Here is a 1553-nt window from a genome sequence, read left to right as displayed (position 1 = left end):
AGGCCGGGATCGAGGACGTGCGCGCCGAGCTGCGCCCCGAGGACAAGGCCGCTGCGATCGCTGAGCTCGGCCAGCATGGTTCGGTGGCGATGATCGGCGACGGCATCAACGACGCCCCCGCCCTCGCCGCCGCGGACATCGGGATCGCGAAGGGCGCGACCGGGTCGGATGCCGCGATCGAGTCGGCCGATGTCGCGTTCACCGGGCACGACCTGCGGCCTCTGCCGCGCGCGTTCGACCATGCCCGGCGCGGACGGCACATCATCAACCAGAACATCATCCTGTCGCTGCTGATCATCATCGCCCTGCTCCCGCTCGCCCTCTTCGGCGTCCTGGGACTCGCTGCCGTGGTGCTCGTGCACGAGATCGCGGAGGTCATCGTGATCCTCAATGGCTTGCGCGCGGCCCGGACCCGGAAGGAGCAGATCGTATGAAGGTCGAACTGCTGCACATCGTCGACTGCCCGAACACGGCCATCGCCGAAGCAAACGCGCGCGCCGCGCTGGATGCCGCCGAGCTCGCGGAAGTGCCCATCGAGCTGGTAACGATCCACACCGAGACCGAAGCGGCGAACACCCGATTCGGAGGCTCGCCCACGATCCTCGTCGACGGCGTCGACCTGTTTCCGACGCAACCGGTTCGCTCGCTCGCGTGCCGGGTCTACGCGACTGAGCGCGGGTACGCCGGTGCACCGACTCCGTCTCAGATCGAGGAGGCGTTGCACGAGACCTATCGTTGACGTCGAACGCAAGCTGTCGGTCCCGGACGCGGGGCCGAGCGCTTCACTGCACACCTCAAGAGGGTGGTATGTACCGGAAATCGGTGGAGTGGAGATTCGCGCTGTAGGGATTGGTCGCCGCGCGGAGCATCGTAGTGAGCGCGGGTTAGTCGGCTGACGCGCCTCGGGCAAGCAATAGCCGGAAGTGCTTCAGGAACTGCTTCTTGTAGTGGCAGGATCGAGCCATGGATGTCCTCGCGCTGGTGATCTCGGCCCTGTCGCTGCTGATCGCCGGCGTCGGCACTTACCAAGCGAACAAGCGCGCGAACGAGGCACTCGCCGAGTCGCGCAAGGCGGCCGAGGACGCACGCTGGTTCGCGGTGCAGGAAGCCGTGCAGCGCCTAATCGGGTTCGATCCGACGGCCGAGCCGGTGGGGGAGCGGCTCGCCAACCTGCGCATCACGTCGATCGCGCTCGTCGACCAGCTCGACGGCTGGGATGGTATCGACTCGTGGCTGGAGGCCGAGCGCACGCTGGGCGCGACCATCGGCCGCCAGGTGATGGAGGCCGCCAAGCCCGGCGACACCGTTGAGCGGCGGGTGGCGAACCTCGACCCGCTGATGAGTTGGGCGCACGCGCTGAGCAGCAACCTGCGCCATTTACGATCAGTCGGCCACGACGCGGCTGCACTTGCCAAGCTCCAGGTCAACGCGGAAGAGTTGGTTAGGGAAATTCATGCGCGTCACGGCTGGGATTTGCCGCCGCGGACCAACCTCCGGATCCAGCCGTTGGACTAGATGTGGTGTAACGACTCGGCCTTACGGGTTGCTCAGCA

Annotated in this window: 3 protein-coding genes; all 3 read left to right on the top strand. The window is 66.6% G+C overall.

From position 1 onward, the window contains the following. Positions 1-434 (top strand): HAD-IC family P-type ATPase (locus L979_RS12760; protein WP_047692588.1); only part of this gene is annotated, 434 nt, incomplete at its 5' end. Beyond that, the gene (locus L979_RS12755) at positions 431-739 is read left to right on the top strand and encodes a hypothetical protein (protein WP_012397801.1); all 309 of its coding nucleotides are present in this window, start codon (positions 431-433) and stop codon (positions 737-739) included. The genes L979_RS12760 and L979_RS12755, both read left to right, overlap by 4 nt. A gap of 224 nt (positions 740-963) precedes the next feature. Then, positions 964-1515 (top strand): hypothetical protein, encoded by a 552-nt coding sequence (locus L979_RS12750; RefSeq protein WP_012397802.1) that lies wholly within the window; start codon positions 964-966, stop codon positions 1513-1515. Positions 1516-1553 lie beyond the last annotated feature (38 nt).

The sequence above is a fragment of the Kocuria sp. ZOR0020 genome (assembly GCF_000800955.1).
GTDB classification, from domain to species: Bacteria; Actinomycetota; Actinomycetes; order Actinomycetales; family Micrococcaceae; genus Kocuria; species Kocuria subflava.
This window is presented reverse-complemented; position numbering and strand designations above follow the sequence as displayed.

Bases quoted from the DNA above. Each gene is read 5' to 3' on its own strand.
- L979_RS12755 (WP_012397801.1), top strand. From the start codon at position 431: ATGAAGGTCGAACTGCTGCACATCGTCGACTGCCCGAACACGGCCATC.
- L979_RS12750 (WP_012397802.1), top strand. From the start codon at position 964: ATGGATGTCCTCGCGCTGGTGATCTCGGCCCTGTCGCTGCTGATCGCC.